The following is a 397-nucleotide window of genomic DNA, read 5'->3' as shown; positions in this document are numbered from 1 at the left end:
CCTTGCCAACGGAGAGCCGTCCATACACGGCCCCAAAGACGACATGACAGCTTTGCGCCTCATCTCGGTCGTCGCGCGGATCCTGCCCGCACCCCAGAAGCGACCAGCCGACGTGATCGGCAACGCTGTCCGCGTCATGCGCATTGCCACTGGCGAACTCAACCGCCAACTATCTCGCAGGCTGGCGCTCACCATCTAAATCGGCGCCAAGCTCTCAATGTGATCGGCGATGTAAGCCGCGTCACGCCCGACGAAGGATAGGACGGCCGACCGGAACGTGTGCATCCAGTGAAGTCCAAGAAAATAAACTCCCGGGCAAGGGGTGACGCCGCGCTGTTGGACTGGAGTGCCGTTAGCATCTATGATCTTTAGATTCACCCAGTCGTAGTTATAGGCG

2 pseudogenes are annotated in these 397 nt (G+C 59.4%); one reads left to right on the top strand and one right to left on the bottom strand.

Annotation, left to right across the window (positions count from 1 at the left end):
• Nucleotides 1–199, top strand: a pseudogene (locus EOA29_RS42040) (hypothetical protein); the annotation flags it as partial.
• Here the strand turns inward: EOA29_RS42040 and EOA29_RS42595 are convergent.
• Nucleotides 196–397 (bottom strand): annotated as a pseudogene (locus tag EOA29_RS42595) (FAD-dependent oxidoreductase); the annotation flags it as partial. The pseudogenes EOA29_RS42040 and EOA29_RS42595 overlap by 4 nt on opposite strands.

Origin of the sequence: Mesorhizobium sp. M1E.F.Ca.ET.063.01.1.1, assembly GCF_003998155.1 — a bacterium.
Taxonomy (GTDB): Bacteria; Pseudomonadota; Alphaproteobacteria; order Rhizobiales; family Rhizobiaceae; genus Mesorhizobium.
Note: the sequence above shows the minus strand (reverse complement) of the source record. Positions and strands in the feature narration are given on the sequence as shown.